Here is a 19,894-nt window from a genome sequence, read left to right as displayed (position 1 = left end):
TGAGTGTAAGTGCACAAGGGAGCTTGACTGTGAGACTGACGGGTCGAGCAGGAGCGAAAGCTGGGACTAGTGATCCGGCATCCCGCACGGGCCGGCCGCGGCGGCGTGCCGGGCTCCGCGGCCGGGCCGGCGTCCACGACGATGACGTGGACGTCCTGGCCGAGCCCGGCTCCGGTCCCGGGCCGGTCCGTGAGGAGCACCGCGGCGCCGCAGTCGGCGATCGTCCGGGCGAGCCGGGCCGGTGGCTGCCCCGGATGCAGGGGCACGTACGCGCCGCCGGCCTTCACCACGGCCAGCGTCGCCACCACCAGCGCGGCCGAGCGGCCGAGCAGCAGCGCGACCGTGCTCTCCGGCCGCACCCCGAGGCCGGCCAGGCGACGGGCCAGCCGGTTCGCGCGCGCGTCCAGCTCCGCGTAGGTCAGCGTGCGCCCATCGCACTCCACGGCCGTGGCGTCCGGGCTCCGCGCCGCCTGGGCCTCGAACAGCTCCGGCAGGGTCGCCTCGGGGACGGCGGCCGCCGTGTCGTTCCAGTCGAGGAGGACCTGCCGCCGTTCCTCGGCCGGCATGACGTCCACGTCCCCGATCCGCGTGCCGGGATCGAGCGCCGGGATCCCGGCGAGCAGGTCGGTCAGGCGCCGGGCGTGGCGGACGACGTCGCCGGGGTCGTACACGGCGGGGTTCGCGTTGACGTCGACCCGGAGGTCGCCCCGGTGCGGCCGGTCGTAGATCATGATGGACAGGTCGTCGATCGACCCGTTGGACACGTTCTCGACGGTGACGTCGTGGTCGGCGAACCTCAGGGGCTGGTCGAACGCCATGATGTTGATCGTGGGGCCGAACAGCCTCGCCTCGCCGCCGACTATGCCCAGGTCGCGCAGCATGTCCTCGTACCTGTGGCGCTGGTGCCGCAGGGCCTGGCGCATGGCGAGCGAGACGCCACGGAAGAGCTCCGGCAGGGGCGCGTCCGGGTCCACGGCGCATCTGACGGGGAGCACGTTGACCACGTTCCCCGGCGTCCTGCGCAGGCGGGCGGACCGCCGGTTGGCGGCCGGCAGGCCGACGACGACGGCGGTCGCGCCCGTCATGCGGTGGACGTACAGCACGACCGCGGAGACGGCCAGCGTCAGCCAGCTCGTGCCCAGCCGCCGGGCGGCCGCGCGCATCCCTTCCGTGGCCTCGGGCGGGAGCGTGGTCGTCGCGCGGAGGAAGTCCCACGAGGGCGGCGCGGGCGGTCGCGTCGCCAGGCTCGACGGGACGGGGCCGTCGGGGAACAGCGACAGCCAGTGTTCGCGGTCCGTCGCCGACCGGCTCGATCCCCGGTAGGCCAGGTCCTCCTCCAGGATGGCCCGAGGGGGCTCGAAATCGCACTTCGCGGCCACGACGCCGGCCCGGAGGGCGGTGTAGATCTCTCCCATGCGCGAGACGAACAGCGCCGCCGCGTAGCCGTCCATCGCCAGGTGGTGGACGCGCTGGTACCAGAAGAAGCGGTCCTCGGCCAGCCTGATGAGCGCCGCCGAGAACAGCGGGGGACGGTCGAGCTCGATCGGCCGGCCGCACTCCGCGCGCATCCACCGCCGGGCCTCCTCCTCGGCCGTCCCCTCGCCCCGCAGGTCCACGAACGGGATGTCGAACTCGATGTGCTCCTCGATGACCTGGACCGGCCCCTCGTCCCCGTCGCCGATCCACAGGCGCATACTGGCGGTCTCGGCGACGGCCTGCCGGAAAGCCATTTCCAGCATTTCCCGATCGACGTTTCCGCGGAGGTCCAGGTATTCGGCGACGATGTCGTTCCGGCCGCCCGGGGCGAGCTGGCGGGCGTACCAGAGGCCGAGCTGGGCGGCGGACAGGGGCAATTCGTATCGGGGGGCGCCGTCCACGTGCGTCACTCCGCCGGGACGATCGCGTCGACCAGGCTGTCCGGCCTTATGTCGGTCCAATGTCCGGTGATGTATTCCAGGCATCTCCGCCGGACGTCGTTCCTGTACACGACCCTCCAGCCGTCGGGAACGGCGGCGGACGCGGGCCACAGGGAATGCGCTCCCTCGTCATTCACGAGCACCCGGCAGTGGTTCCAGAAATCGTCCATCAGGTATTCCCTTCCGCTTGTTCCCGGGGCCGGGCGTGTTGAATAATTCGCTCGCCCGGACATGCCGATGAGGGGATTTGGAATGGCTGACTGGTTGCGTTGCCCGGAAATGCGTCCGCATTCCGCGGTCCGGCTGTTCTGTTTTCCGCACGCGGGTGGCTCGGCGGCCTTCTACCGGTCCTGGGCCGAGAACGCGGGCGTCGAGATTCACGGCGTGCAGTATCCGGGCCGGGGCGACCGGTGGGCCGATCCCCTGATCGGCGACCTCCGCGACATGGCACACCGGATCGCGGACGCCATGACGCCGCTGCTGGACCGGCCGGTCGCGCTCTTCGGGCACAGCATGGGCGCCCTCGTCGCCTACGAGGTGGCCCGCGAGCTGGCCGGAAGGGGCGTCGTGCCGGCCCGGCTCTTCGTCTCCGGCGCGAACCCGCCCCAGACGATGGCCGGCGTGCTCGGCTCCCTCGCCGAGACGGACGACGAGACGCTGGCCGGCCTGATGGGAACGCTCAACGGGACCGACCCAGGGCTGCCGGCCGACCCCGAGCTGCTGGAGATCGTCCTGTCCTACGTGCGCGGCGACCTGCGGGCGGTCGCGGCGTACGAGCACCGGGAGGGAGCGCCGCTCGACTGCCCGATCCACGCCCTCCACGGGGACGCGGACCACGATGTCGTGCCGGAGCGGGTGCCGCTGTGGGGCGAGCTGACCCGCGCCGGGTTCACCGTCGACACCCTGGCGGGCGATCACTTCTACCTCGTGCCCCGGCGGGAGCAGGTCCTGGAGATCATCCACCGGTACCTGCGCGGCGGCGGCGGAACGGGCCGCCGCCGTCAGGTCGATCAGTAGAAAAGACTGAGCGCGAAGCGCGAACCGGACACCTCGCACCGGAAATCCTGGACGATGCCCCCGCTGGTGATGGCGGTGAAACCGGCCCGCACGCACTGGTCGCGGTACTGGTAGTACCCGGCGAAGTGCCACGACCCGGACACAGCGGATGCGGACACGGCGGACGCAGGCATGGCGGAGCCGGTGACGGCGCCGAAAGCGAGCCCACCGGCGACGAGGGCCGCCGCGGTCAGACGTCGAATGCTCATGTTTCCTCTTCTCCTCAGGGAACGGCGTTCTGCCGTCAAGATGTGCCAGGAGACTTGGGAAACACTTGTGGGCCGTCCTTAAGGGCGCGGCGGCCTTCTTAACCCGGCCTTCAGGGTGTGCTCCGCCCGGCCCGCAGGCCGTCGAGGATGAGCGCGAGGTAGCGGCGCCACGGTTGCGCGGCGCCGGAGGACGGCAGGTCCATCACCGAGTCGATCATCGAGACGATGGGGGCGATGTCGCCCACCGTGATGTCGTCGCGCAGCGTGCCCTGGGCCTGGGCGCGGGTGATGAGGCGACCGCAGGACTCGGCGATGCCCTCCCGGGCGCGCTCGATCAGCTCGCTCTCGCCCGCGCCCCGCCGCATCAGCTCGCGCAGCCCGCGGTCGGTCGCGGCCTGTTCCAGGGCGTGCTCGATGAAGGCTCGCAGGGCTTGGTAGGCGTCATGTGCCGCCTGCGCGGCCCGTGCCGCGGCGCGGATGTCGTCGAGCTTGCCGGCGTAGACGGCCTCGGCCAGGGCCTCCTTGTTGGGGAACCGGCGGTAGACGGTGCCGACGCCGAGCCCCGCGTGGTGGGCGACGTCGTTGAGTGTGGCCTGCAGCCCACGCGCGGCGAACACCTCCCGCGCCGCCGCCAGGGTGCGCTGCCGGTTGTGCTCGGCGTCGCGGCGCAGCGCCGGTGTCTCTTCGCTCATGGCATCCCGTCCGTCGGCTAACTGGATACATCATATCCGCTTCGTGTTAGGCTCCCTGACGTAAGCGGATATGTCATATCCACTTCGGTGGATGTGCCGATGAGAGCAGGTGAACATGCAGACCGTGATCATCACTGGCGGCACCGACGGGCTCGGCAAGGGGCTGGCCCTTCACCACCTCCGGCAGGGCGCTCACGTGGTGGCCCTCGGCAGCACCGCCGCAAAGGGAGCGGCCCTGCTCGCGGAGGCCAAGGCCCTGGCGGCCGGACGGGCCACGTTCGTACGCGCCGATCTCACCTCGCCGGCCGCCTGCCGCGGTGTCGTCGAACGCCTCGCCGCGGACCATCCGGTCGTGGACAAGCTGATCCTCTGCGCCCAGCGCTACCGGCTCCTCGGCGGCCGCGCGACCACCAGCGAGGGCTTCGAGCACAACTTCGCGCTCGCCTACCTCAGTCGTTTCCTGCTGAGCCACGGCCTGCACGACGTGCTGCGGGCCGCGCGGCGCCCGGTCGTCATGAACGTGGGCACACCCGGCGTGCCGCTGGGCCGCATCCACTGGGACGACCTGCAGCTGACCCGGGCCTACAGCGGCACCAAGGCCATCCTGCAGTCCTTCCGGGCCAACGACCTCCTCGGCGTCGCCTTCGGCGTCCTGCACGCCGGCAGCGGGGTCTCCTACGTCGGCTACAACCCCGGCGTGGTCTCCACCGGCATGCCCGCGAGCCTGCCGCAACCGCTACGGGCGGGGACGCGGGCGTTCTTCGCCCTGTTCGCCACATCGGTGCCGAAGGCGACGGTGCCCATGATCGCGCTCCTGGACGACCCGCCGGCCGAGCCCTTCACCGCCCACTGGGGCAGGCGCCGGCTGCCGCTGGACGGCCGCGCCTTCGACCGGGACGACGCACTACGCCTCCATGAGCTCACGCAGGAACTGATCTCGCGCTGACACCGGCGTCCCGACCGAAAGGAGACAAGCGCAGATGACATCGAACGACATGACGGGCAGGACCGCCCTGATCACCGGCAGTACCGGGGGCATCGGCATGGAGACCGCGCGCGGCCTGGCCGGACTGGGAGACTCCGTCATCCTGGTGGGGATCGACCGCATCCAGGCGCAGCGCGCCGCGCAGGAGATCCGCGCCGGCGCCGGACACGATCGCGTGGACGCCCTCGCCGCCGACCTCACCGGCCTCAACGGCCTGCGCCAGATCGCGGCCCAGGTCGCCGAGCGCCATGACACGCTGGACGTCCTGGTCAACAACGTCGGCCTGAACCGGCCGCACCGCGAGCTGACCGACGACGGCGTGGAGAAGATGTTCGCCGCGCACGTCCTCGCGCCGTTCACCCTCACCCACCTGCTGCTGCCGCAGCTCAGGCGCGCCGGCCGCGCCCGGGTCGTCAACCTGACGGGCGGCATCCCCGGCGGCCCCATCGAGCACGACAACCTGCTGGGGGAGCGGCGCTTCCTCGGATGGACGTTCAGCCACTACAACCACACCAAGACCATGACGATGGCGCTGACCGCCCGGCTCGCCCGGGAACTGCGCGGCACGGGGGTGACGGCCAACGTGGTCTACCCCGGGCACGGCTACACGCCGATGAACAGGGCGACCCCGATCAGCGCGTTCCCGCGGCTCTACCGGCCGATCGCGCCCCTGGTGCTGAAGGTCGTCGCGCCGCTCTTCCTGTCGGACCTGACCCGATCGGCTCGCTCCAGCATCCATCTGGCCGCGAGCACGGAGGTGGAGGGCCTCACCGGCGCCTACTTCGACGACCGGTGCCGCCGCAAGCCGCTGCCGGCCAGCGCTCTCGACGAACGCAACCAGAACGCGGTGTGGGACCTCTGCGCCCGGCTGAGCGCCGGCATCCTCAACGAATCTACAATGTAAAGGCGCCATCCAGGGTCCACTCACAACATCCTGCTGGCAAGAACCAGGCACCGACAGACCTAGGCGTCGCCGTGGCCCGCTTCTATGCTCCGTTCGTGGCGGACTTCGGCTACTTCGACGCGTGGGGCCGGAGAGGCTGACCCGCTATGGCGCGTGGTTGACCCGGTTCATGGCGAGAAGGCCCAGTGGGGGTCCCGCCGTCGCCGGTTTCGCCACAGGGGTGGCCGTCGCGTTCGTCGTGGGGCCGACCGACGTGCCCTGGTATTCGGGGTTGCTGCTCGGGACGACGCTCGGCGGCGCCGCGGGCCTGCTCGCCTCCTGGCCGTGCTGGTGAACGTTCGCTTCGGACGATGGATGGAGTATGTGGCGCTTTCATTTCACGGGTGAGGATCTGGCCCGGTTACGGTTCGAGGCGTCGCCCGGCCCGGTCATGGAGTCCTGGTTCGCGCTGAACGTCATGGCCAGGCGGCGGCCGGGGGCGCTGTTCGAGCCGTGGCGGCGTGGGGTGACGCCCCGTGACTCGCTTCGGTTGCTGGCCGGTTCGGTGCGGGCCGAGCTGGACTCGTGGGGGCAGTACGGAGATCTGCCTTCCTGGTCGCGGCGGTTGCCTGACGACACCGAGGCGCGCGGGCACTTCGTGGCGGCCGTGCGGGAGACGTGCACCGCGCTGCTCGGCCCGTACCGTGACCCGCTGCGCGCACCTGGAGGCGGAGGTCGCCACCCGCGCGGGCGTCATGGCGCGGGGAGGCGCCGAACGCCTGCTGTCCACGCTCCACCCTGACCTGGTCTGGCGGGACATGACACTGGACGTGCGCACCCGGTTCACGCCGCAGACGATCGACGTGCACCTGAACGGGCGAGGGCTCGTGCTGATCCCGTCGGTGTTCTGCCGGTTGCCGCTGTTCAGCTGCGACGGCTTCCGTCCGGACGACGCGCCGGTGTTGTTCTACCCGGCACTGCGGGATCCCGCCGACGCCTTCGCCCTGTGGGGGCGGGGCGTCGCGGGCTCGTCGCGGCGGGCGGGCACGCTGGCCGCCCTGCTGGGCCCGACCCGGGCGGCCGTGCTGGAGGAGGTCGGCCGCGGTTGCACGACGACGCATCTGGCCAGGAGGTTGTCGATCTCCGCCGCGACCGCCAGCCATCATGTGTCGGTCCTGCGGGACAGCGGCCTGGTCGTCTCGCGCCGGCAGGGTGGCTCGGTGTTGCACCTGCTGACGCCGCTCGGACTGTCCCTGCAGAACGGGGCTCTGCCCCCGGCGAACTGAGCCGGGCGGCTCGGCGGGCTGTCACCTCGGGCTTTCGACCATGCTCGAAGGCCCTATCTGCGGTCGGGGCTGCCGTTCGAACATCGTCGTGGCAGGAATTCCCCACCGAAGGGACACGCTCGCGATGAACGTAACGGGAACCGCTCTGAAGACGGTCGTGCTGTCGGCGGCCATGGTGGTGCTGACGTCCGCGGCCACGGTCGGCGCCGCTCAGGCCACGACGGCGGCCCCGCCGTCCTCGTGCCCGTCCATGACCAATCCGTCGGGTGCCACGAGCACCGCGACCAGACAGCAGAAGACCATGCCGAACGGGCAGATACTGGAGCTGCGCTCCGGGAACATCAACGGCTACCAGTACGCGTGGACGCGCATCGTCAACTCCATCGACGGCGACGCCATCTGGGTCGACTACTCGATCGACGGCGGGGCCAACTGGCGGCAGTGCGACCTGCGGACGATCAGCGGCGGCAGGAACTACGGCAACGGATTGCGGACCAGCTCCAGTTCCTCCGTCTGCATGCGGGCCGGCGCGCGCCCCAAGGGGGGCGCCGTCTCCTACCTGACCGCGTGGTGGTGTTAGCGGTCGCCGCCGTGGCGGTGTTCGCGTTGTAGATCGCCGAGGAGCGAGGTCTCCGGCATGCGGGTGAGCCTGAACGCCGGAGATCTCAGGTCACCCGTGGGCGTCGCGGGTGCGGCGTTGCGCGCCGAGCACGGAGTCGAGCAGGCCGGGGAAGAGTGTGTCGAGGTCCTCCCGGCGCAGCCGGACCAGCCGGGATCGGCCCTGCACCTTCGTCCACGTCACACCGGCCTCGCGCAGCACCCGGTAGTGGTGCGACAGCGTCGTCTGGTGCACGTCGATGTCGGCGCCGATGGCGTTGCAGTAGTCCTCGCCCATCCGGTCGAGCCGCAGGACGAGGTCGAGGCGCACGGGGTCGGCCAGGGCGCGCAGGACCTCCACCAGCCGGATGGCCTCGGTGGCCGGTTGTGACACCTCACGCATGGTCGCCCCCTGTGTTCCGCACACCCGTCACGCTACCAATAGATGGATATATGGACAAGCATCAATGTATTTCGTAGGGTTCCCCTCGATACGTCCGAGGTCCCTATGGAAAGGTGGCATCGTCCGGTGTTGCGACGACTTCTCCCTCTGGCCCTGGCGACCTTCGCCGTGGGCACCGACAGCTACGTCATCGCGGGCCTGCTCCCGGCCATCGCCGCCGACCTGGGGGTCTCCACTCCGCTCGCAGGGCAGTTGGTGACGGTGTTCGCCCTGGTGATGGCCCTGTCGGCGCCGATCATGGGTGCGCTCACCGGTGGGCTGGACAGGCGGACCGCGCTGCTGATCGCGTTGGGCGTGTTCGTGGCCGGCAACGCCGTCACCGCCCTGGGCACCGGTTACGAGGTGGTGATGATCGCCCGTGTCGTCACCGCGGCGGGGGCCGGAATGATCAACTCTGCTGCCTCCAGCACCGCGGGGGCCATCGCGCCTCCGGAACGCCGGGGCAGGGCTCTGGCCTTCGTGCTGGGCGGGCTCACGGCGGCGACGGCGCTGGGCCTTCCGCTCGGCACGCTGATCGGCCGTACCGACTGGCGCGTCACCCTGTGGGCGGTCGCCGGGGTCGGCCTGGTCGCGGCCCTGGGGATCGCCGCCGGGCTGCCCAAGGTGCGGCTTCCCGCCGCCTCGCTGGGTGACCGGCTGCGTCCGCTGAGGGAGGGCCGGGTCGTGGCGCTGCTGGCCGTCACCACGCTGGTCTTCCTCGGCGCCTACACCCTCTACACCTACATCGGCCCGGCCCTGCGGGCGGCGACGGGCGGCTCCGAGCCGCTGTTCGCCGCCATCCTGCTGGTCTGGGGGGTGGGCGTCCTGGCCGGAAACATCGTCGCCGGACGGTTGGTCGACCGGTACGACCCCGCGCGCGTGCTGACCGGGCCCCTCGTCGTCGCCGCCGTCGCACTGGCGCTCACGTCGGTGGCGACCAGCACGTTCGTGTCGACCCTGGTATGGGCCGCGGTCTGGGGTGCGGCCCTGGGCGTCGTCGTCGTGCCCCAGCAGCATCGGCTCATCGCCCTCGGCCCGGCCGCGGCGCCGGTCCTGCTCGGCCTCAACTCCTCGGCCATCTACATCGGGATGGCTCTTGGCGGCGGGCTGGGCGGGCTGGTCCAGGAGTGGTTCGCCGTCGTGCCCGCCGCGTTGGGGCTGCCGGCCGCCGGCGTCACGACCGTGGCGCTGCTCCACCACCTGACGACCGTCCGCCGCGCCTCAGCCGTCCTGACAGGGGCTCGCTGATCCGGGATGCGGGGCGGGAGGCGTCGCCTCCCCCCCCCGCATCCCTCTCGATCGTCCTTGCTATGTGGACGATCCGGCGGCCTGGCCGGCGGGGACGGCGCCCGAGGCGGCGGTCAGCGCCAGGGCGAGTGCTGCCCACACCTGCCACCGGGGAGCCATCCTGTGGGCGGAGGTGAGCACGATCGCCAGGCCGAGTGCGAGCGCCGTCACGACGGCGACGGGTCGGAGCACGGGTTCCCCCCTCACGGCGGGGCCGGAGCCGGACGGCGATCGTGTCAGATGCCCCGGCCGGTGTCCATGCCCGGCCCCGCCGCCCGCGAGAGCGCGAGGTCCGGGACGGGTCTCATCTCTAGAGGCGGCCCAACCAGGCGTCCTGGGCGTCGGCCAGCCCCTCTGCCAGCGGTAGCGGGACGAAGCGGCACGCGAACTCCAGGCCGGCGTCCGAGCCGTCGCCGTGGACACGGTGGCGCCAGGCGTCGGCGCTGTCGGCGCTGTCGGAGGTGGCGGTGAGGTGGAAGAACGTCGTGCGCCGGGGCCGGCCGTTGTCCTCACGAGGTTTGTGGTCGACCGCGATGGGCCCGACGACGGCGACCTCGGTCAGGCCGGTCTCCTCCGCGACCTCCCGCAGCACGGCCTGTTCCAGGCTCTCGTCCGGCAGGACTCCGCCCGCCGGCACCTGGGTGCCGGCTTCGGGCGCGTCGACATGATCGAAGACGAGGAGTTCGGGGGTGGCCCGGTGACGGACGACGTAGGCGGCGACGCGGATTCTCGGCTCGGGCATCCCTCCATGATCCCAGGGCGCCGGGCCGAGAATCCCGCCGTTCGATGTGCGGTCTACGAGACGTACAACAGCCAGTAGGGGGGCTTGGCGTAGATGCTGTTCAGACGGCAGGACGCGGTCTTCCCGGCGGCGGTGTACGGGGCGGCCGCCCGCGCGCAGGCGTCCGACGTCGGGTAGACGCCGACCAGGACGGGGGTGGTGGCGGTCTGCGCCGTGGCCGCCTGGGCCGCGGCGGGAAAGGCGAGGGTGGCCAGGACAAGTCCGACGCCGGCCGCGGCGCGGCGGAATGTGTTCGTGTTGATAACCATGGGTCGAACGGTAGAAGTCGTCCCTTTCCGCGGTCGTCAAAGCGGTCCTTGACTCCCCGTCCCCCTCGGGGATGATTTCCGCGGCCAGGACGTCCTTCTCCTGGAGTGTGGTCGAATCGCTCCCATGACGATCGAGTACCTCCCCGTCTCCGGTGACGGCCGCCTGTGGGCCGAGAAGGCCGGCGACGGAGCCCCTGTGGTCCTGCTGCACGGCTCCGTGCACGACAGCCGCCTCTGGGACGGCGTCTTCCCCGAACTCGCGCGCCACCGCACCGTGATCCGGTACGACGCGCGGGGCCTGGGCCGTTCGACGCCGCCGACCGCGCCGTTCCGCTACGAGGACGACCTGCTCGCGGTCCTCGACCACTTCGGCGTCGAGCGTGCCGCGCTGGTGGGGCTGAGCATGGGCGGCGAGGTCGCGCTCGACTTCACCTTGGAGCACCCGGCACGGGTGCGCTCCCTGACCCTGGTCGCGGCGTCGGCCGGTGGCCACGACTGGCCGCGCTCTCCCGAGCTGGACGCCTACGCGGCGGCCGACCGCGAGGGTGACGCCGCCCGGCTGGCCGAGATGGAGCTCACGTTGTGGGCGTCGCTGGGCGACCGGGCGCCGGGATACGCCGCGATCTGCGACATGGTGACCGAGAACGCCAAGATGCGGGCGGCCGCCGAGAAGGGCCATGCCCGTTTCGCGGAGGTGGGCGCCGTCGAGCTCCTCGACCGGGTCACGGTGCCCACGACCGTGGTGGTCGGCGACCACGACCACCCGGAGATCGGCGTGATCGCGCGCCGGCTCGCCGAGGGCATCCCCGGCGCCCGTCTGGAGATCGTGGCCGCGGCCGACCACTACCTGCCGTTGCGCGCGCCGGAACGGCTCCTGGACGTCGTCCTCGCCGGCTGACCGGCGCGGAGACGGCGGCCCGGCCGTCGGGCATAGGGTGAATCGCATGGCATCGCGGCTGGTTCAGGTGAACTTCAAGGCTCGGGACGACGCGGCGCTCGGCCGGTTCTGGGCGGACGCGCTCGGCTGGGGCGTCTCCAGCGAGGGCCCCGGCGTGACCAACGTCGAGCCTGTGGGCTTCGCCTGGCCCGATCCCAGCGCCGTCTGCGTCGACGTCGTCGCCGTCCCCGACCCCGAGACGGTGCGGTACCGCCTGCACCTCGATCTCGCCACCACCTCCGAGGCCCATCAGGCGGAGCTGGTCGCCCGCCTGGAGAAGCTCGGCGCGACGCCCGCCGACGTGGGCCAGGGCGACGTCCCGTGGACGGTCATGGCCGATCCGGAGGGCAACGTGTTCTGCGTGCTGGAGCCCCGGGAGATCTACCGGGACACCGGGCCGATCGCCGCGGTGGTGGTCGACTGTGCCGACCCGCGGGCCATGGCCCGGTTCTGGGGCGAGGCGGCGGGCTGGACCGTGCACGAGGCCGGCGACGATCACGCGCGGCTGCGCGCGGCCGAGGGCGTCGGGCCCTACCTGGAGTTCCTCCGCACGACGCCCGGCCCGAGGACCGTGTGGAACCGCGTGCACATCGATCTGCTGCCGCACCGCGGTGCCGATCAGGCGGTGGAGGTGGCCCGTCTGGCGAAGCTCGGCGCGAAGCCCGCCGACGTGGGCCAGGGCGACGTCCCGTGGGTCGTCATGGCCGACCCCGAGGGCAACGAGTTCTGCGTCCTCGGCGCACCGCGCTGACCCGCGCTGACCCGCGCTGACCCGCGCTGACCCGCCGGGCTCAGCGGGTCACGGCGGTCTCCCGCGCCATCCGCGACAGCTTCTCGGGATTGCGCACGTGATAGGCGCCGGTGACGTAGCCGTTCTCCACGCGCACCGCCACCACTCCGTCGATCTCCCCGTCGATCCGCACGAGCAGCCCGGGCCCGCCGTTGATCTGCACCAGCTCGACCGATCGGTCCGCGTCGTGCTTCCACCAGCCGACGGCCAGCAGGCGGGCCACGTTGTCGATGCCCACGACGGGCCGCAGCAGGGCGTGCCTGAGGCCGCCGCCGTCGCTCAGGGCGACGACGTCCGGCGCGAGGACGTCGAGCAGGCTCTGCAGCTCGCCGGTCTCGACCGCCCGCTGGAAGGCCTGGAGCGCGGCGCGCGTCTCGGCCGGGGAGGCGTTGCCGCGCGGCCGGCGGGCGGCGACGTGTGCCCGCGCCCGGTAGGCGATCTGGCGGACCGCTGACGGGCTCCTGCCGACGGCTTCGGCGATCTCGTCGTAGTCCAGCTCGAACACCTCGCGCAGCACGAACACCGCCCGCTCGGTCGGCTGCAGCGTCTCCAGCACCAGCAGCATCGCCATGGAGACGCTCTCGGCGAGCTCGACGTCCTCGGCCACGTCAGGGGCGGTCAGCAGCGGCTCGGGCAGCCACGGCCCGACGTAGGACTCCTTGCGCCGGCCGAGCGCGCGCAGCCGGTCGAGCGCCTGCCGGGTGACGATCCGGACCAGGTAGGCGCGCTCCTCCCGCACGCTGCCGTGATCGACGTCCGCCCATCGCAGCCAGGTCTCCTGCAGGACGTCCTCGGCGTCGGCGGCGGAGCCGAGCATCTCGTAGGCGACGGTGAACAGCAGGTTGCGGTGGGCGACGAACACCTGGGTGGCGGAGTCGGCCCGGCCAGGCGGCCCGCCGTGTTCGTTCTGATCGGTCATGTCCCGCTCCTGCCTGTCCGTTCTCCCCACTGCCACACGCACAAGACGCCGCCCTGCACCGCCGCGTAACACCTCCGGCCAGTGGCCTACGTCACAGGGCCGTCGCTGTTACGGGGGCCGGGGCGGCGGCGTCTCGTGGTCGTGACGCCGCGCGGACGATCCGCACGGCGCGACGAGTCCAGAACGAGAAGGGAAGTCTTCCTCATGTCCACCTCCACGACGACCGGCCGGCGGTCGCGTATGCCCAACCCCCTCCCCTTCCTCCCCGAGATGGCGGTGGTCGGCGAGGGGCTGCACAAGGCGCTCCAGAACGGGGTGATCCCCCCGGCGACCATCGGCCTGCTGCAGCTGCGCGCCGGGCAGCTGCTCGGCAGCACGTACTTCACCGTCAGGGAGACCGCCAACCTGCGCGGGCTGGGGGAGCCGGAGGAGCGCATCACCGCCGTGGCCACCTGGCGGGACGCCACCTGTTTCACCGAGGCGGAACGCGTCGCGCTGGAGCTGGTGGAGGCGGTCCTCACCCCGAACCCGTCGGGGGAGCGCGTCCCGGACGAGCTGTACGCCAGGGCGTCGGCGCTCCACGACGACAGGGCGATGTGGTCGCTCGTCATGGCGATCGCCCACATCGGCTTCTTCACCCCGGCGGCCCTCATCGCCAAGCCGGTCCCCGGCATGCCCCCCGGCCGGAACTACAGCGAGTGAGAAGGGCACATCACATGAGCATCACCACGTTCGCGGTGGCCGGGGCGACCGGCCGGCTGGGCCGCCACGTCGTCGAGGTCCTGATCGAGAGGGGGCACCGGGTCGTGCCGATGTCCCGCGCCACCGGGGTGGACGTCGTCACCGGTCAGGGCCTCGCCGAGGCGCTGAGCGGGGCGCAGGTCGTCATCGACGTCGCCTCCTGGCACTCCTCCGACCAGGAGGCGGCGACGGAGTTCTTCCGTGCCTCGGCCCGCAACCTGCACGAGTACGGCCGCGAGGCCGGGGTCGCGCGGATCGCCGTGGCGTCCATCATCGGGGCCGACAAGGCCACCGCCGGTTTCGTCGCGGCCAAGAAGGTGCACGAGGAGCTGCTGCTGGCCGGGCCGCTTCCCGTCCGCGTCCTGCGGGCGGCGCAGTTCCACGAGTTCGTGGGCCAGCTGCTGGACTGGCAGCCCGGTGACGTCGCCCACGTACCGGAGCTGCCCACCCAGCTCGTGGCCTGCCGCGCCGTGGCCGAGGAGCTGGCCGACCTGGCCGCGGCCCCCGCCGCCCCCACCGGGCCCGGCACGCCGATCCCCGAGATCGCCGGTCCTCGCAGGGAGACGCTGGCGGAGGCGGCCCGGCTCCTGGGCGCCCGCCGGGGTGTCGAGGTCGTCGGCGTCGACGGCGCCGGCATGCCGGATGCCGACCTGGCCGCCGCCGGCGCGTTCCTGCCCGGCCCGCACGCCACGCTGGCCGGCCCGACCTTCCAGGAATGGCTCGACGACCAGCCCTGATCCGGCCCCGCCCGTGTCCTCGGTGGGGCGCCGGGGACAAGGGTTTCCCTGTGTGGGCGCCCCCGGAGAGGGGCGGCTGCGCGCCGTCTCGACGATCTTCGAAAATTGTCCGTGCCCTGCGCCATGATGGCACCGCTCGTCCCCGCATAACGGATCTTGAAGGAGCTGTCATGATCGCGCAGGAAACCCCCGGCTGGTCCGATCTGGGATGGGACTCCTGGAAGAACCTCGCCCTGGTCCGCGCCAAGCTGGCCGCCGGCGCCGATCCGGACGAAGGCACGAACTTCTTCGGGCGTCCCCTGCACATGGCGGCGGAGCGCGGTTCGCCGGAGGTGGTCGCCGAGCTGGCCGGCCGGGTCGCCGACGTCGACGCCGAGTGCGAGGGCCGCACCGCGCTCTGGGAGGCGGTCTTCCGCGACCAGCCGGACAACGCCCTTGCGCTGGTCTCCGCCGGAGCCGACCCGTGGCGGCCGATGATGGGCGGCTGGTCGCCCGGCCGGCTCAGCCTGGCCGGGCCGACGCCCGGCCTGTTCTTCCCGTTCCCGCCCGGCCACGCCCGGCTGACCGAGGCCGAGACGGCGGCCGTGGCGGAGGCGGCGCGCCTGGTCGGCGTACTGGAGGGCGTCGACGGCGACGGTTTCAGCCTGACGTGCGTGCGCGGTGTCAGCGCGGCCGAGGCGGCGCGCCTGCTGGCCGCCGAACCTGCCACTGAGGAGGAGCTGGAAGAGGTCGAGGAAGATCCTTTCGACGACGACGCGATGCGGTTCGTCGGCGTCACCGACGTGCCCGGCGGCTGCGTCGTCTTCCAGGAGTGGGGGTACATGGCCGCCACGCCCGGCGTCATGAAGGCGCTGTCGGCGGGCACGGTCGCCTACGGCATGTACGCCAATCCCAAGAGCGGCAACCAGGGCAGCGTCTTCCGCGACGGCGAGGTCGAGGAATGGGACACCCATCCGGGCGGCGGCGACGCGTCCCCGGAGGACTCGCCGGCGGAGATCCTGCGCAAGTACCTGTACGACGGGTGCGCCGAGGCGTACTGCTTCGCCGGCGCGGGGCTGCGCCCGGCCGACGCCCGCTCGCTCACGGAACCGGCCACGTACCTGCGGCTGCCCGACGGCGACCACTGGGCCTGATCCGGCGGCCGACCCGTGCTGCCTGATGCCCTTCGAGGCGAGCGGTCCCGTCCTCCTCGTCCTGGGGGTCGATGCCAGCGTTCTGCCAGCCGGGTGACAGCCTCGGCGGCCAGGCTGCTGTCTCACCGACGTGAAGGCAGGGCGTGATGGGCGGCAAGCAGTCGATGCGATGGCAGCGCACGGACGTGACCTCGAAGGACGGCACGACGATCGCCGTGCTCAGCGCGGGGCGGGGGCCAGGGCTGCTGGTGATACCCGGGAACAACCGGCGCGCCCACCACTACGAGGCGCTGGCGCGAGAACTGTCCGGCACGCACAGCCTGCACGTGATCGAACGGCGCGGACGCGGCGCCAGCGGCCCGCAGGGGCCGGCGTACGGCGTGCACACCGAGGTCGACGACGCGCTGGCGGTCATGGAGCGCACGGGCGCGCGCCTGGTCTTCGGGCACAGTTACGGCGGTCTCGTCGCCCTGCACCTCGGGTTGCGGCGCAGGGTGGCCGCGCTCATGGTCTACGAACCGGGCGTGAGCATCGACGGCTCCTTCCCCGCCCGGTGGCTGCCGGCGTTCGAGCGCCTACTGGGGGAGGGCAGGCACACCGCGGCGATGGCGGGCTTCCTCAAGGCCACCCGCCTGGTTCCGGTCGGCGACGCGCCGGCGCCGGTGTTCCGCGCGCTGGCGTTCCTGATGCTGCGCGGGGCGGAGGGGCGCGACACGCGGGCGATGATGGCGACCACCCCCGCCGAGATCGGTGAGATCGTCCGCCTGGACTCCGACGGCAGCAGGTACGCCGGCGTCGGCTCCCCGGCGCTGCTGCTCGGCGGCGACAGATCCCCCGGCTACCTCACCGGCGTGCCGGCTCGTCTGGCCCGCCTCATGCCCGACGCCCGGCACGAGATCATCGCCGGGCTCGACCACAACGCCCCCGACCTGAACGCCCCCGAGGTCGTCGCCGAACGCATCCGGGCCTTCACGCGGTCGCGGGCCGCGGAGAACGATCCCGCCGAGCGGCACCCCTGAGCCATGGCATTCAGACAACTGAATCTTGCCGGTCACCGGGAATGCGGTTTCGGTGTGGCGTCGATGAGTGATTCGTGGCAAGTGTAAACATCGTACCGGTCTAGATGCCCTGCTCGGCGTGCGGAAAGGCTGCATTCCGGTCTACGGCTTCGGATAGCGACTACGGGCTGCATTTCCGGAAGGAACGGTACATGTTCTCACCCAATATACGAGCAAAAGCCTTCAGCAACCCCACCCGGCCGACGGCGCCTCGTCTTGGGCGGACCATGACACGAGCGGCCGTGCGCGGCTCGCTTTCGACGGCCCTCGTCCTGGCCATGACCCCCGGCGTGACCCTGGCCGCGTACGCGGACGGCGACGGGCGGTGCGACCCGCACACCTTCTTCAAAATCCGTTCGCTCTCGCCGAGAAACTTCTTCATTCCCCGTACCCGCTACATTGACGGCCCCGGCGGCACCATCACGGTGACGGTGACCCGGGAATACGAGGTGAGGGCGTTCCGGGAGACGGAGAACGAACAGCAACTCGTGATCACGACCGGAGATCTGGTGCGCAACCTGCGCAAGATGGGCGTGCCACACCTCGAAGAGCGGCATATGGTCTTCACCGGCCATGAATACAGCCGGACAATCACCAAAGGGATGTACGGCAATATGTGGTACCGCGTTTTCGGCTACCGCATCGGGTGGTCGGCTTGGTCGGTGCTCGGCACCTGCAAGCAGGTCGAGATCGGCTCGGGGATAGCCAACGTGCCGGCCAGGGTGGAGGGCTGGCGGTACTGGGAGACCAAGCACCCCAAGTTCAGGGGCCGCATCCTGTCCATCGACGGCGGGGGTCCTGACGACGACAAGGGGTCGGGGCCGGCGAGGTCGCAGTGGCAGGGACCGGCGCTGGCGCCCCTGGCCAGACCGTCGTTGCCGCGGGAGGCCCCCTCGACCGTGAGGACCGAGAGGACCAGGCAGCGCCGACGCTGAGCCGCGGTCACCGGCCCGCGGTCACCGGCCCGCCCGGAGCTCATGCCTCCAGCGTGGCCTCGGGGGCCGGTCGGCGGCGCGGGGCGGCGAGGTCGTGGGCGGAGCGGGCCAGCCAGATCATCGCCAGGACGCTCGGGACCACGCCGAGCGCCTCCATCGCGCCTTCCTCGCCGGTGAACGGCAACGCCGCCGGCACCAGGACCAGCGGCGTCACCAGGGCGGCGATGCCGTACGCGACGGTCGCCGTCCCCCAGCGGTCGTCGGAGCCCTGGGCCCGCAGGACCAGCATCGTCCAGACCAGACCGGCCAGGCCGCAGACCAGCTCCACCCCCTCCGGGACGGACCGGCCCAGCAGGTCGAGCGCGCCGATGACGGTGAATCCGCCGTACCCCAGCAGCCCGGCGCCCCGCATGTACGGCCGGCCGCGGCCCAGCACCCGCATGAACAGCACCACGACCACGCACATCACCGCGGAGTCGATCACCGTCGTGTCCGCCCAGATCGACGTGGCGTGGTGGAGCAGGAACGTCGTGGCCGCCGAGGCGTACAGCGCCAGGCGCAACCGCAGGGTGTCGGGGTCCTGCCGGGGCGGCGGCCCCGCCGACGGCCCGCGCAGGATCTGCCAGATCCCCCAGGACCAGGACAACCCGGCCACGACCAGGAGGAACAGGTGCTGCCCGGTGGCCGCGACGCCTTCGGCCACGGCCGAGAACAGCGTCAGCCCCCACAACGGGCCCAGCTCACCGGAGACCAGGGCGAAGACGGCGGCGACCGTCAGTGCGGCACCGTACAGACCGGTGAGGAGCAGGGCGGGCAGGGCCGAACGGTGACGACGTAACACGGACGCTTCCCGGAGGGAGAGGGGGACGAATGCCTCACTCTACAATCGATCATGAGAAGTGACGCCAGACGGCGGGCGCGCCGCGTGTCACGGTCCCCCCACTGGGGAAAGGCGCGAACGTGATTCCGCCCCCACCACCGGTGACGACCGGGAGTCGTCGCTGGGGCAGGCCTTCGGCGTCCTGCTGGACCACCCCGTCTCCGGCTTCGACCCCGAGGCGGAGTACGCGGCCTGCTACAGCGGCGACTGGCTCTACGGGACGGGGTTCAACAGGGATCCGGCGTGGCTGGAGCCGGCCGCCCTCGCCGCCCGCGCGACAGTGTCCAGCGAGAACCTGCTGCTGCTCGACGGGAGCGGCTACCCCGAGCTGCGGTTCGACCCGAGCCGGTCGCTGTTCGAGATCGACGCCGCGGCGCGGTTCCCGGCGGGCTTCGGGGAAGAGCTGGTGGCCGTCCAGCTCGCCGGTTCCGACCGCCGGCGCCAGCCCTGTGCCGTCAGGACATGCGCGGGGCCAGGGAGGAGGGCGACGCCCTGGTGGCCCGGTGGGAGGGCGCCGTGGACCAGTACGAGATCACCGTGCGGCGGGCCGGGCGGCGTCCCTAGGAGCGGGCGAGGGTGCCGCGATGCCGGGCGACGTTCTCCAGCCGGTGGAACAGGACCACCCCGGCCGCCGTGATCAGCAGCGGCTGGGCCAGCAGCCAGCCGAGGCCCCAGCCGGTCGGGAGGGCGGCCAGGGAATGCCCGCCGAGCAGGATGTCACGCATCGCCTCGATGCCGGGCGCGATGGGGACGACCAGCCGGCTGAGGAAGGCGACCGGTTCGGGCATGGCGGCCAGCGGGACCAGGGTGCCGCCCGCGATGGCGTAGACGGCCACGGACAGCTGGGTGATGATCTCGATGCGCCTGAACACCAGGCACAGGCCGCACAGGATGAGCGCGAGCCCGCAGGTGCCCAGCACGATCGCGGCCAGCGGCACGATCATCTGCGCGTCGACGGGCAGCCGTCCGCCCTGGAGGGCGACGGCGGTGACGCCGGTGACCAGCACGGCCAGCGCGGCGGGCACGGCCGCGATCACGGCGGCCACCTGGCGGCCGAGGATGCTCGCGGCCGAGGGCAGCGGGGTCAGGTAGGTCTGCTCCAGCACGCCGGACCGGATGTCGCCCAGGTAGCTCCAGAACACGCGGTTGACCTGCTCGTGGACGAAGGTCAGCGCCACCATGCCGAGCAACACCGGCGGCAGCAGGTCGGCGCGCAGCTGCCCGCGTCCCATGAACAGCACGATGAGCAGGTAGAACAGCGGGAACGTGATCATCTCCAGGACGACCTCGCGCCATCCGGCGAGCAGGCCGATCAGCCCCTTGCGGACCTCGGCGGCGAATCCGCGGACGAAGGTCATGAC

At 71.9% G+C, this 19,894-nt stretch carries 25 protein-coding genes; 14 read left to right on the top strand and 11 right to left on the bottom strand.

The genetic code is table 11. From position 1 onward, the window contains the following. Positions 1–1,877 (bottom strand): condensation domain-containing protein (locus tag ABZ444_RS43030; protein ID WP_358009925.1); only part of this gene is annotated, 1,877 nt, incomplete at its 3' end. A 5-nt stretch (positions 1,878–1,882) separates the two neighbouring features. Further along, positions 1,883–2,086, bottom strand: a complete 204-nt coding sequence (locus ABZ444_RS43025; protein ID WP_358009923.1) for an MbtH family NRPS accessory protein — start codon at positions 2,084–2,086, stop codon at positions 1,883–1,885. A 109-nt stretch (positions 2,087–2,195) separates the two neighbouring features. On the opposite strand from ABZ444_RS43025, the gene ABZ444_RS43020 reads away from it, so the two are divergent. After that, positions 2,196–2,933 carry an alpha/beta fold hydrolase gene (locus tag ABZ444_RS43020; protein ID WP_358009921.1) on the top strand — a complete coding sequence of 246 codons (738 nt, stop codon included), beginning with the start codon at positions 2,196–2,198 and terminating at the stop codon, positions 2,931–2,933. Here ABZ444_RS43020 and ABZ444_RS43015 read toward each other — a convergent pair. Both ABZ444_RS43015 and ABZ444_RS43010 read right to left on the bottom strand, forming a co-directional pair. Beyond that, complete coding sequence (locus ABZ444_RS43015; RefSeq protein ID WP_358009919.1) at positions 2,927–3,181, bottom strand: hypothetical protein; 255 nt, start codon at positions 3,179–3,181, stop codon at positions 2,927–2,929. The genes ABZ444_RS43020 and ABZ444_RS43015 overlap by 7 nt on opposite strands. Positions 3,182–3,291: 110 nt before the next feature. Next, complete coding sequence (locus ABZ444_RS43010) at positions 3,292–3,873, bottom strand: helix-turn-helix domain-containing protein (protein ID WP_358009917.1); 582 nt, start codon at positions 3,871–3,873, stop codon at positions 3,292–3,294. A 115-nt stretch (positions 3,874–3,988) separates the two neighbouring features. Between ABZ444_RS43010 and ABZ444_RS43005 the strand changes: the two genes are divergently transcribed. The 5 genes from ABZ444_RS43005 (at position 3,989) to ABZ444_RS42985 (ending at position 7,607) form a co-directional block, all read left to right on the top strand. After that, positions 3,989–4,819 carry an SDR family NAD(P)-dependent oxidoreductase gene (locus tag ABZ444_RS43005; protein ID WP_358009927.1) on the top strand — a complete coding sequence of 277 codons (831 nt, stop codon included), beginning with the start codon at positions 3,989–3,991 and terminating at the stop codon, positions 4,817–4,819. A 34-nt stretch (positions 4,820–4,853) separates the two neighbouring features. After that, positions 4,854–5,762: an SDR family NAD(P)-dependent oxidoreductase gene (locus tag ABZ444_RS43000; RefSeq protein WP_358009915.1), complete on the top strand. Its 909-nt coding sequence runs from the start codon at positions 4,854–4,856 to the stop codon at positions 5,760–5,762. A 169-nt stretch (positions 5,763–5,931) separates the two neighbouring features. Next, positions 5,932–6,096 carry a hypothetical protein gene (locus ABZ444_RS42995; RefSeq protein WP_358009913.1) on the top strand — a complete coding sequence of 55 codons (165 nt, stop codon included), beginning with the start codon at positions 5,932–5,934 and terminating at the stop codon, positions 6,094–6,096. Between the two features lie 349 nt (positions 6,097–6,445). Further along, positions 6,446–7,027 (top strand): winged helix-turn-helix domain-containing protein, encoded by a 582-nt coding sequence (locus tag ABZ444_RS42990; protein ID WP_358009911.1) that lies wholly within the window; start codon positions 6,446–6,448, stop codon positions 7,025–7,027. A gap of 124 nt (positions 7,028–7,151) precedes the next feature. After that, positions 7,152–7,607, top strand: coding sequence for a hypothetical protein (locus ABZ444_RS42985; RefSeq protein WP_358009909.1), 456 nt, complete (start codon positions 7,152–7,154; stop codon positions 7,605–7,607). 90 nt (positions 7,608–7,697) lie between these two features. On the opposite strand, the gene ABZ444_RS42980 is transcribed toward ABZ444_RS42985, so the two are convergent. Next, positions 7,698–8,027 carry a helix-turn-helix transcriptional regulator gene (locus tag ABZ444_RS42980; protein WP_358009907.1) on the bottom strand — a complete coding sequence of 110 codons (330 nt, stop codon included), beginning with the start codon at positions 8,025–8,027 and terminating at the stop codon, positions 7,698–7,700. A 129-nt stretch (positions 8,028–8,156) separates the two neighbouring features. On the opposite strand from ABZ444_RS42980, the gene ABZ444_RS42975 reads away from it, so the two are divergent. Beyond that, on the top strand, positions 8,157–9,314 hold the full coding sequence (locus ABZ444_RS42975) for an MFS transporter (protein WP_358009905.1): 1,158 nt from the start codon (positions 8,157–8,159) through the stop codon (positions 9,312–9,314). A gap of 60 nt (positions 9,315–9,374) precedes the next feature. Here ABZ444_RS42975 and ABZ444_RS42970 read toward each other — a convergent pair whose 3' ends face one another. The 3 genes from ABZ444_RS42970 to ABZ444_RS42960 all read right to left on the bottom strand — a co-directional run bounded on the left by ABZ444_RS42970 (position 9,375) and on the right by ABZ444_RS42960 (position 10,403). Beyond that, positions 9,375–9,545 carry a hypothetical protein gene (locus ABZ444_RS42970; RefSeq protein ID WP_358009903.1) on the bottom strand — a complete coding sequence of 57 codons (171 nt, stop codon included), beginning with the start codon at positions 9,543–9,545 and terminating at the stop codon, positions 9,375–9,377. Between the two features lie 118 nt (positions 9,546–9,663). Further along, the gene (locus ABZ444_RS42965; protein WP_358009901.1) at positions 9,664–10,095 is read right to left on the bottom strand and encodes an NUDIX domain-containing protein; all 432 of its coding nucleotides are present in this window, start codon (positions 10,093–10,095) and stop codon (positions 9,664–9,666) included. A gap of 53 nt (positions 10,096–10,148) precedes the next feature. Next, on the bottom strand, positions 10,149–10,403 hold the full coding sequence (locus ABZ444_RS42960; RefSeq protein ID WP_358009899.1) for a hypothetical protein: 255 nt from the start codon (positions 10,401–10,403) through the stop codon (positions 10,149–10,151). 124 nt (positions 10,404–10,527) lie between these two features. Between ABZ444_RS42960 and ABZ444_RS42955 the strand changes: the two genes are divergently transcribed. Both ABZ444_RS42955 and ABZ444_RS42950 read left to right on the top strand, forming a co-directional pair. After that, a complete protein-coding gene (locus ABZ444_RS42955; RefSeq protein ID WP_358009897.1) occupies positions 10,528–11,301 on the top strand; it encodes an alpha/beta fold hydrolase in 774 nt (257 codons plus the stop codon). 46 nt (positions 11,302–11,347) lie between these two features. Next, positions 11,348–12,091, top strand: a complete 744-nt coding sequence (locus ABZ444_RS42950; protein WP_358009895.1) for a VOC family protein — start codon at positions 11,348–11,350, stop codon at positions 12,089–12,091. 40 nt (positions 12,092–12,131) lie between these two features. On the opposite strand, the gene ABZ444_RS42945 is transcribed toward ABZ444_RS42950, so the two are convergent. After that, positions 12,132–13,049, bottom strand: a complete 918-nt coding sequence (locus ABZ444_RS42945) for an RNA polymerase sigma-70 factor (protein WP_358009893.1) — start codon at positions 13,047–13,049, stop codon at positions 12,132–12,134. 204 nt (positions 13,050–13,253) lie between these two features. On the opposite strand from ABZ444_RS42945, the gene ABZ444_RS42940 reads away from it, so the two are divergent. The 5 genes from ABZ444_RS42940 (at position 13,254) to ABZ444_RS42920 (ending at position 17,653) form a co-directional block, all read left to right on the top strand. Beyond that, positions 13,254–13,751: a carboxymuconolactone decarboxylase family protein gene (locus ABZ444_RS42940; protein ID WP_358009891.1), complete on the top strand. Its 498-nt coding sequence runs from the start codon at positions 13,254–13,256 to the stop codon at positions 13,749–13,751. Between the two features lie 14 nt (positions 13,752–13,765). Next, positions 13,766–14,527 (top strand): NAD(P)H-binding protein, encoded by a 762-nt coding sequence (locus ABZ444_RS42935; RefSeq protein ID WP_358009890.1) that lies wholly within the window; start codon positions 13,766–13,768, stop codon positions 14,525–14,527. Positions 14,528–14,697: 170 nt separating this feature from the next. Continuing rightward, on the top strand, positions 14,698–15,660 hold the full coding sequence (locus tag ABZ444_RS42930; RefSeq protein WP_358009888.1) for a DUF6461 domain-containing protein: 963 nt from the start codon (positions 14,698–14,700) through the stop codon (positions 15,658–15,660). A 146-nt stretch (positions 15,661–15,806) separates the two neighbouring features. Continuing rightward, a complete protein-coding gene (locus tag ABZ444_RS42925; protein WP_358009886.1) occupies positions 15,807–16,679 on the top strand; it encodes an alpha/beta hydrolase in 873 nt (290 codons plus the stop codon). 281 nt (positions 16,680–16,960) lie between these two features. Beyond that, positions 16,961–17,653, top strand: a complete 693-nt coding sequence (locus ABZ444_RS42920) for a hypothetical protein (protein ID WP_358009884.1) — start codon at positions 16,961–16,963, stop codon at positions 17,651–17,653. 40 nt (positions 17,654–17,693) lie between these two features. Here the strand turns inward: ABZ444_RS42920 and ABZ444_RS42915 are convergent, their stop codons facing one another. Next, complete coding sequence (locus tag ABZ444_RS42915; protein ID WP_358009883.1) at positions 17,694–18,494, bottom strand: hypothetical protein; 801 nt, start codon at positions 18,492–18,494, stop codon at positions 17,694–17,696. 599 nt (positions 18,495–19,093) lie between these two features. Beyond that, the gene (locus ABZ444_RS42910; protein ID WP_358009881.1) at positions 19,094–19,891 is read right to left on the bottom strand and encodes an ABC transporter permease; all 798 of its coding nucleotides are present in this window, start codon (positions 19,889–19,891) and stop codon (positions 19,094–19,096) included. Positions 19,892–19,894: the final 3 nt, after the last annotated feature.

It is taken from the genome of Nonomuraea sp. NPDC005730, assembly GCF_040630865.1.
In the GTDB taxonomy this organism is placed as follows: domain Bacteria; phylum Actinomycetota; class Actinomycetes; order Streptosporangiales; family Streptosporangiaceae; genus Nonomuraea.
This window is presented reverse-complemented; position numbering and strand designations above follow the sequence as displayed.

Bases quoted from the DNA above. Each gene is read 5' to 3' on its own strand.
- ABZ444_RS43025 (WP_358009923.1), bottom strand. From the start codon at position 2,086: ATGGACGATTTCTGGAACCACTGCCGGGTGCTCGTGAATGACGAGGGA.
- ABZ444_RS43020 (WP_358009921.1), top strand. From the start codon at position 2,196: ATGCGTCCGCATTCCGCGGTCCGGCTGTTCTGTTTTCCGCACGCGGGT.
- ABZ444_RS43015 (WP_358009919.1), bottom strand. From the start codon at position 3,181: ATGAGCATTCGACGTCTGACCGCGGCGGCCCTCGTCGCCGGTGGGCTC.
- ABZ444_RS43010 (WP_358009917.1), bottom strand. From the start codon at position 3,873: ATGAGCGAAGAGACACCGGCGCTGCGCCGCGACGCCGAGCACAACCGG.
- ABZ444_RS43005 (WP_358009927.1), top strand. From the start codon at position 3,989: ATGCAGACCGTGATCATCACTGGCGGCACCGACGGGCTCGGCAAGGGG.
- ABZ444_RS43000 (WP_358009915.1), top strand. From the start codon at position 4,854: ATGACATCGAACGACATGACGGGCAGGACCGCCCTGATCACCGGCAGT.
- ABZ444_RS42995 (WP_358009913.1), top strand. From the start codon at position 5,932: ATGGCGAGAAGGCCCAGTGGGGGTCCCGCCGTCGCCGGTTTCGCCACA.
- ABZ444_RS42985 (WP_358009909.1), top strand. From the start codon at position 7,152: ATGAACGTAACGGGAACCGCTCTGAAGACGGTCGTGCTGTCGGCGGCC.
- ABZ444_RS42980 (WP_358009907.1), bottom strand. From the start codon at position 8,027: ATGCGTGAGGTGTCACAACCGGCCACCGAGGCCATCCGGCTGGTGGAG.
- ABZ444_RS42965 (WP_358009901.1), bottom strand. From the start codon at position 10,095: ATGCCCGAGCCGAGAATCCGCGTCGCCGCCTACGTCGTCCGTCACCGG.
- ABZ444_RS42960 (WP_358009899.1), bottom strand. From the start codon at position 10,403: ATGGTTATCAACACGAACACATTCCGCCGCGCCGCGGCCGGCGTCGGA.
- ABZ444_RS42955 (WP_358009897.1), top strand. From the start codon at position 10,528: ATGACGATCGAGTACCTCCCCGTCTCCGGTGACGGCCGCCTGTGGGCC.
- ABZ444_RS42950 (WP_358009895.1), top strand. From the start codon at position 11,348: ATGGCATCGCGGCTGGTTCAGGTGAACTTCAAGGCTCGGGACGACGCG.
- ABZ444_RS42945 (WP_358009893.1), bottom strand. From the start codon at position 13,049: ATGACCGATCAGAACGAACACGGCGGGCCGCCTGGCCGGGCCGACTCC.
- ABZ444_RS42940 (WP_358009891.1), top strand. From the start codon at position 13,254: ATGTCCACCTCCACGACGACCGGCCGGCGGTCGCGTATGCCCAACCCC.
- ABZ444_RS42935 (WP_358009890.1), top strand. From the start codon at position 13,766: ATGAGCATCACCACGTTCGCGGTGGCCGGGGCGACCGGCCGGCTGGGC.
- ABZ444_RS42930 (WP_358009888.1), top strand. From the start codon at position 14,698: ATGATCGCGCAGGAAACCCCCGGCTGGTCCGATCTGGGATGGGACTCC.
- ABZ444_RS42925 (WP_358009886.1), top strand. From the start codon at position 15,807: ATGGGCGGCAAGCAGTCGATGCGATGGCAGCGCACGGACGTGACCTCG.
- ABZ444_RS42910 (WP_358009881.1), bottom strand. From the start codon at position 19,891: ATGACCTTCGTCCGCGGATTCGCCGCCGAGGTCCGCAAGGGGCTGATC.